This is a genomic window from Pseudomonas edaphica (genome assembly GCF_005863185.1).
Lineage (GTDB): Bacteria > Pseudomonadota > Gammaproteobacteria > Pseudomonadales > Pseudomonadaceae > Aquipseudomonas > Aquipseudomonas edaphica.
In genome coordinates this window covers 1-7,301 of sequence record NZ_VBVZ01000303.1, presented here as the reverse complement: position 1 = coordinate 7,301, position 7,301 = coordinate 1, and the positions used below count along the sequence as shown (strand labels likewise).

General features: G+C 59.0%; 8 protein-coding genes. 1 reads left to right on the top strand and 7 read right to left on the bottom strand.

Going from position 1 to position 7,301, the window contains the following annotated elements; genetic code table 11:
* Window positions 1–1,143 (top strand): AAA family ATPase (locus FEM54_RS19410; protein ID WP_138452527.1); only part of this gene is annotated, 1,143 nt, incomplete at its 5' end.
* A gap of 99 nt (window positions 1,144–1,242) precedes the next feature.
* Here FEM54_RS19410 and FEM54_RS19405 read toward each other — a convergent pair.
* The 7 genes from FEM54_RS19405 to FEM54_RS19375 all read right to left on the bottom strand — a co-directional run bounded on the left by FEM54_RS19405 (window position 1,243) and on the right by FEM54_RS19375 (window position 7,135).
* Window positions 1,243–2,094, bottom strand: a complete 852-nt coding sequence (locus FEM54_RS19405; protein ID WP_138452525.1) for a transporter substrate-binding domain-containing protein — start codon at window positions 2,092–2,094, stop codon at window positions 1,243–1,245.
* Window positions 2,091–2,867, bottom strand: a complete 777-nt coding sequence (locus FEM54_RS19400) for an amino acid ABC transporter ATP-binding protein (RefSeq protein WP_017135747.1) — start codon at window positions 2,865–2,867, stop codon at window positions 2,091–2,093. The genes FEM54_RS19405 and FEM54_RS19400 overlap by 4 nt, the downstream gene beginning before the upstream one ends.
* Window positions 2,864–3,523: an amino acid ABC transporter permease gene (locus FEM54_RS19395; RefSeq protein ID WP_138452523.1), complete on the bottom strand. Its 660-nt coding sequence runs from the start codon at window positions 3,521–3,523 to the stop codon at window positions 2,864–2,866. The genes FEM54_RS19400 and FEM54_RS19395 overlap by 4 nt, the downstream gene beginning before the upstream one ends.
* Window positions 3,504–4,169 carry an amino acid ABC transporter permease gene (locus FEM54_RS19390; RefSeq protein WP_138452521.1) on the bottom strand — a complete coding sequence of 222 codons (666 nt, stop codon included), beginning with the start codon at window positions 4,167–4,169 and terminating at the stop codon, window positions 3,504–3,506. The genes FEM54_RS19395 and FEM54_RS19390 overlap by 20 nt, the downstream gene beginning before the upstream one ends.
* Window positions 4,170–4,658: 489 nt before the next feature.
* Complete coding sequence (locus FEM54_RS19385) at window positions 4,659–5,441, bottom strand: MetQ/NlpA family ABC transporter substrate-binding protein (RefSeq protein ID WP_017135750.1); 783 nt, start codon at window positions 5,439–5,441, stop codon at window positions 4,659–4,661.
* 125 nt (window positions 5,442–5,566) lie between these two features.
* Complete coding sequence (locus FEM54_RS19380) at window positions 5,567–6,505, bottom strand: sigma 54-interacting transcriptional regulator (RefSeq protein ID WP_017135751.1); 939 nt, start codon at window positions 6,503–6,505, stop codon at window positions 5,567–5,569.
* 48 nt (window positions 6,506–6,553) lie between these two features.
* Window positions 6,554–7,135: an alpha/beta hydrolase gene (locus FEM54_RS19375; RefSeq protein WP_058422586.1), complete on the bottom strand. Its 582-nt coding sequence runs from the start codon at window positions 7,133–7,135 to the stop codon at window positions 6,554–6,556.
* Between the last annotated feature and the right edge of the window lie 166 nt (window positions 7,136–7,301).

Here is a 7,301-nt window from a genome sequence, read left to right as displayed (position 1 = left end):
GTGGCCAACTACCGCTCGATCAATAAATTGGTGGTGCCACTGGACCGGTTGAACCTGGTCACCGGCCCCAATGGCAGCGGCAAGTCCAACCTGTACCGTGCCCTGCGCTTGCTGGCGGAGACGGCCCAGGGCGGAGTGATCAATGCACTGGCGCGTGAGGGTGGGCTGGATTCGACCTTCTGGGCCGGGCCTGAGAACGTCAGCCGACGCATGCGCAATGGCGAGGTGGCGGTTGAGCCGACCGTGCGCCAGGGCGTCAAACGCCTGCGCCTGGGGTTTGCCGCTGAGGACTTCAGCTACGCAATCTCCCTTGGCTTGCCGGAAAAGACCCTGTCCGCGTTCCAACTGGACCCGGAGGTAAAGAAAGAATGCATCTGGGCCGGTCACATCTACCGCCCGGCCAGCCTGTTGGTGCAGCGGTCCGGGCCGATGGTGCGCGCCCGCGATGGCCGCGCCTGGGACGTATTGGCCCAGCACACACCCAACTACCACAGCCTGTTCGATCAGGTCGGCAGCCTGCGCGGCTCGCCGGAAGTGTTGCTGCTGCGCGAAAGCATTCGTGGCTGGCGCTTTTATGATCATTTTCGCAGTGATGTGGATGCCCCCGTGCGCCAGCCGCAACTGGGCACGCGCACACCGGTACTGCATCACGATGGGCGCGACTTGGCTGCGGCATTGCAGACCATCCGCGAAATCGGCGACCCCGAGGCGTTGCAGCGCGCAGTCAGTGATGCCTTCCCCGGCGCACGGCTGAATATCGAGCCGTTGCAAGGTGGGCGTTTTGCAATTGAGTTTTATCAGGAAGGTTTGCTGCGGCCATTGTCGGCAGCGGAATTGTCAGACGGCACCTTGCGCTACCTGCTGCTGATCGCGGCACTGCTGACACCACGGCCGCCGACCATGATGGTACTGAACGAACCGGAAACCAGCCTGCACCCGGATTTATTACCGGCGTTGGCACGTTTGATTATCCAGGCCTCGAAGCAGTGCCAGGTGTGGGTGGTGTCGCATGCCAGCCGCTTGATCGCGGCGTTGCAGCAAGATGAAGAATGCAATTCGATCGTGCTGGAGAAGGTGCTGGGGCAGACTCAGATTGTCGGCCAGGGAATTCTGGATGCACCGGCCTGGCATTGGCCGGAATAAGAGATGACTGGGCCGGCCTCATCGCGGGCAAGCCCGCTCCCACATTTGAAGATATTCACACATCAAAATGTGGGAGCTGGCTTGCCTGCGATAGCTATATCAGCCCTGCCACTTCCCGCCTTCAACAATCACACTCTCAGGCTTGGTGTCATCGCTCAGCTCTTTACGCACATACTGGTCATACAGCTTGAGCAAAAACTTCTCCTCACCCAACTTCGCCAGCTCCGCGTTCACCCAGTCGCGCAGTTCGATATTGCCCTTCTTCACCGCCGGCGCAATCGGCGCTTCATCACCGAGTTTCTCTTCCAGCACGCGGTAGCCAGGGTTCTGCTTGGCCCAGCTGAACAGCACCAGGTTGTCTTGCGCGTAGGCATCGCCACGCCCGGCCGACAGGGCTTGCAGTGACTCGGAGTTTTTCTCGAACTTGAGCAGTTTCCAGTCCGGGTGGTTCTTGGTCAGCCAGATATCGGCGGTGGTGCCGGTGGTGACGATGATGGTGCGGGTCGCCAGGTCATCCAGGCTTTTGACCGCGCTGTCATTCGGCACCAGCGCCTGCACAGCGACCTTCAAGTTGGGGTTGGTAAAGTCCACCGCTTCCTTGCGCTCCGGCGTCACGGTCATGTTGGCGAGGATCAGGTCGACCTTGTCGCTTTGCAGGAACGGAATACGGCTGGCCGGCTCGACGGCTACGAACTCAACCTTGTTTTCATCGCCCAACAGGTCCTTGGCGAATTGGCGGCCAATGTCGGTATCAAACCCCACATAGCGGCCCGCTTCGTTGACGAAACCAAACGGTGGTTTGTCGGTAAACACGCCGACGATCAGCTTGTCGCGTGCTTTGATCTTGTCGATGTAGCTGGCAGCAGCGACGGGTTTGGCAGGCTCTTCGGCCTTTTTATCGCAGCCGGCCAGTAAGGCGACGGCAAACAGTGGCAGCAGTAGTTTTTTCATATCAGCTCCAATTCCTTGGTCTTTTTGGGCAGTGTTGAAACAAAGGAGAACTTCTCCAGAAACTGCTGCGCGCGTGCGGTTTGCGGGTTCGTAAAGAATGCCTCGGGGGTGTTGTGCTCGAGGATGCGACCGGCCTCCATGAACACCACGCGGTCGGCGACGGCGCGGGCGAAGGCCATTTCATGGGTGACAATCAACAGGGTCATGCCATCGCGGGCCAGGCCTTGAATCACTTCCAGCACTTCCTTGACCATCTCCGGGTCGAGGGCGGCGGTGACTTCATCAAACAGCATGACCTGCGGGTTCATGCACAGCGAACGGACGATGGCGATGCGTTGCTGCTGGCCGCCGGAGAGCTGTCGCGGGAAGGCGTCGCGCTTGTCAGCGAGTCCCACACGCTCCAGCAGGTTCTCTGCTTGCTCACGGGCTTCACGCGGGTCGCGCTTTTGCACCTTCAGCGGGCCGAGCAGGATATTGTCGAGCACGCTCATGTGCGGGAACAGGTGGTAGCTCTGGAACACCATGCCCACGTCCTGACGCACCTGGCGCCAGTCGGTGTGTTTGTCCAGTAACTCCTTGCCGGCAAAACGCAGGCTGCCGCTGTGGGCGACTTCCAAGCCGTTAAGGCAGCGCAGCAACGTGCTTTTGCCGCAGCCGCTGGGGCCGAGGATCACCACCACTTCGCCACTCTGCACGCTCAGGTCGATGCCCTTGAGCACCTGCGCCTCGCCGAAGAATTTGTTGAAACCCTGGAACTCGATCAATGCGCTCATGCCTGGCCCCAGCGCCGTTCCAGCACCTTGGAGGCGGCCGACAACGGGTAGCAGATAAACAAGAAAAACAGGAACAGCACGCCGTAGATCAATACCGACTCGTAGGTGCGCTCGATGATTTGCTGGCCGACCTTGATCACATCCACCACGCCGATCAGCACCGCCAGCGAGCTGGTCTTGATGATGCGCGTATAGACGTTGATGGTCGGCGGCGTCATGCGTTTGAGGGCTTGGGGCAGCAGTACGTAGCCGTACAGTTGCGGGTCGGATAAACCAATCGACAACCCCGCCTCGCGCTGGCCGCGTGGCAGCGAATGGAGCGCGCCACGCACCACTTCGCCCACCTCGCTGGCGCCCCAGAGCGACAGCACCAGCACCGCGCACCAGAAGCTTGGAATGCTCAGGCCAAAGAAAATCGGCAGCCCGAAAAACAGCAGGTACAACCACACCAGCACCGGGATCGCGCGAAACAGCTCGAGATAAACCCGCAGCACCGCGTTAATCACCTTGTTATTCAAGGTGCGCAATACGCCATACAACACGCCGCCGACAGTGCTGAAGGCGATGCTCAAAAATGAAATCGACAGGGTTTGCGCCGCGCCCTTGCCCAATTGCGGCAACGACACCCACAACAACTCAAGACCCGAACTGGCCATGCTGGAGCCTCCTTTCCAGGCGGCTGAGCAGCAGCGACAGCGGCAAGAACAGCAACACGCAAATCAGCGTCAGCACGGCGAGCATTTCGTAGGTCTTGTAGTAGAGCGCGATGTAGCTCTTGGTGGTGTAGAGAATCTCCGGCACCGCCACGGCGGACACCACGGTGGTCTCTTTGAGCAAAAAGATGAAATTGGCAAACAGCGCCGGCAGGCTGAGGATACCGGCCTGGGGCAGGATTACATGACGCAGCAATTGCCAGTCCGACAGGCCGATGGACTTGCCCGACTCGATCTGCGCCAGCGGCACCGCTTCCACGCCGGCGCGCAGCACTTCGGTGAGGTAGGCGCCGCCGAGGAAGGTCATGGTGATGATCGCCGCCCAGAACCCGGAGATATTGAAGCCCAGGGCCGGCAGTGCGAAGTACACGAAAAACAGTTGGATCAGCAGCGGTGTATTACGCGCCAGCTCCACATACAGCGCCACCAGGCGTGACAGGTAGGGCGTGCGAAACACCAGCAGTGCGGCGTTGATCAGCGCCACCAGCAGGGAGGTGGCTATGGCGATCAAGCCCACTTGCAGCGTGACCCCCACGGCTTTGAAAAACGCCGGCAAGGTGCTGAGGATAAAAGCAAAATCGAAGGTCATCTTGAGTCCATGACGCCGCAGGGGTAATGCGGCGGGCGCTGTCCGTTCCGGCATGGGTAACGCCGGGTAGCGCGAATTTTAAAGGCATAAAAAGTAAAATTTAAATACCTAAATAGCATATTGATATCACCCAAAAAGATAACCCGCGGATTCGCGGGTTTGGCGGGCTGCGGCTATGGTTGATGGGTCTGTGTTTCGAGGGAATGAATAATGAACGAAGCGAAACCGATTGATCCGCAGGAACTGGTGAAGTGGCTGGTGGCGTTGCGTCGGGCGATCAATAGCCGCGAGCTCTGAGCCACTGAAAACCCAAATGTGGGAGCTGGCTTGCCTGCGATGGCGGTGGCTCAGCCAACTTATTTGTCACTGACAGACCGCTATCGCAGGCAAGCCAGCTCCCACAGGGTTTGATTTTGTTTCAGGCATAAAAAAAACGCCGACGCTGCAGTAGCCGTCGGCGTTCAAACCTTGAAGGGGGTTTGGTTTACATCAGAACGCAGGCACTACCGCGCCGTTGTACTTCTTCTCGATGAAGGCTTTGACTTGCGGGCTGGTCAGGGCCTTGGCCAGTTTCTGGATGGCGTCGCTGTCCTTGTTGTCCGGGCGCGCCACCAGGAAGTTCACGTACGGCGACTTGGCGTCTTCGATGATCAGCGCGTCTTTGGCTGGGTTCAGGCCAGCTTCCAGGGCGTAGTTGGTGTTGATCACATCCAGGTCAACCTGGTCCAGCACACGTGGCAGCAGCGCCGATTCCAGCTCTTTGAATTTCAGGTTTTTCGGGTTGCTGGCGATGTCTTTCGGCGTAGCCAGTGCATTGGTCGGGTCTTTTAGCGTAATCAGACCGTTCTTTTGCAGCAGCAACAGGGCACGGCCAGCGTTGGAGCCTTCGTTAGGGATGGCCACGGTGGCGCCATCTTTGAGTTCAGAAATATTCTTGATCTTTTTCGAGTAACCGCCGATGGGCTCAACGTGCACACCAATCACGGTGACCAGGTTGGTGCCCTTGCCCTTGTTGAAGTTTTCCAGGTACGGCAGGGTCTGGAAGTAGTTGGCATCCAGACGCTTCTCGGCAACCTGGGTATTGGGTTGCACATAGTCAGTGAAGACTTTGATTTCCAGGTCCACGCCTTCTTTAGCCAGGGTCGGCTTGACCAGCTCAAGGATCTCCGCGTGCGGGATCGGGGTAGCCGCTACCACCAGTTTCTCGTTGGCCTGGGCGAAGCTTGCAGTCAGGGCAGCCGCCAGTGCGGTAAACAACAGAACCTTTTTCATGCAGTGTCCTTATCGAAATTCCGGGGCGTCTCTGACGACCGTTTTTTATGGTGTGCCAGCGAAGTGCTATCGCGGCGTGGGATGGACAATACCTAGATTTTTTATTCCCGAACAATATCTTTTATTCACGTTGATATTCCATTTTGTTCATGTAGCGGCTGTTCATTTAGAAAGCTGAGCAAGCTTTGCTGTTCGGCGGCGCTGGCACTCGCGAAGATGCGCTGCAGTTGTTCCAACGGCGAACCGGCGGCGGGCAGGTTCAAATGCTCGGGTAAAATCTCATCGCCACTGCTTACCAAGAGCGCAAAGTGAATAACGTTTTCCAGCTCACGGGTATTGCCCGGCCAGCTGTGATGCTCCAGCACACGCTGGGCGGCGTCACTGATCAGTGGCACCGGCAGGTCGAGGCGCTGGCTGTAGATGCCGAGGAAATATTCAGCCAGGGACAAAATGTCGCCCACCCGCTCACGCAGAGCCGGCAGGTCCAACTGGCCTTCGCTCAGGTAATGGAACAGGCGTTCATGAAACTTTCCGGCGGCCACGGCCTGGGCCAGGTCGATACTGGTGGCGGCGACCAGCCGCACATCCACCGGGCTTGGCTGATGAGCGCCGACACGGGTGACTTCGTGGTTTTCCAGGGCGGCGAGCAATTTCACCTGGATCGGCAGCGGCAAATCGCCGATCTCGTCCAGGTACAAGGTGCCGCCATTGGCCGAGCCAAACCAGCCGGCGCGGCTGCTGGCTGCTCCGCTATGGCTGCCGGCGGCATAGCCGAACAATTCGGCATCCGCGTAGGTAGGGCTGATGGCGCCGCAATTGACCGACACAAACAAACCCGTGCGGTCGCTGCCCCGGTGAATATGCCGCGCCAGCAGCTCTTTACCACTGCCGGTCTCACCGCGAATCAATACCGGCAACGCACGCGGTGCGAGGCTTTCCAGCTCTTCACGCAGCTGGCGTGAACGCGGGTCGACAAACACCAACGCCTTGGCGCGGATGCTCAGCGGGCTTTTTTCAGCATCGGGAAAGGTCAGCAACGGCTGGCCAAAGGTGTCATGACTCATGGCAGGCTCCCGCCCCAAATCCGCTCAGGGACGGGGCGTTGAAAAAATTTATGCACGGCGCCGGGCGTGATGCTCAAGGCGGTTTTGCAGGCGATAGAGGTAGGCGAAACCCTGTTCCCAGCGTTGGTGGCCGGACTTCACATTGATATGCCCGGCACCGGACAAAATGCCGGCCTCGGCGCCCCAGTTGCGGGCCAGCTCCAAGGCGCGGGTGGCGCTGACGGCACTGTCGTTGTCGGAACTGACCACTTGGCTGGGAAACGGCAACAGGTGCGTGGGAATCGGTGCAAAGTTACGCAGGGCGGGGGCACAGGCGGGGCGTTCGACATCCGCCGGCGCCACCAGCAAGGCGCCGCGCACCTGGCGTAGAAAATGCACCGGCGCCGTGGCCGCCCAATGGGCGACCGTGATGCAACCCAGGCTATGGGCAATGAGAATCACCGGCGTGCTGTCGGCGGCGATGGCCTCCGCCAGTGCCGCCACCCAGTCTTCGCGACGCGGGGTAAGCCAATCGGCCTGCTCCACACGCGCACTGTTGGGCAGGCTGTTCTGCCAATGACTTTGCCAATGATCTTCTGGCGATCCTTGCCAGCCCGGCACGATCAGATAACGAATCGACTCGCTGTGCATGGGTGTGCCCTCCTGCAGCGTTTAACGTTGCTGGTCAGTATAGGGACGAGGGTTATATTCGTTAAGGAATAAGAAGCTATTTATTAATAACCAAAATATCAATCACACGGATACTTAAAAATGTGGGAGCTGGCTTGCCTGCGATAGCGGTGGGTCAGTCGATACA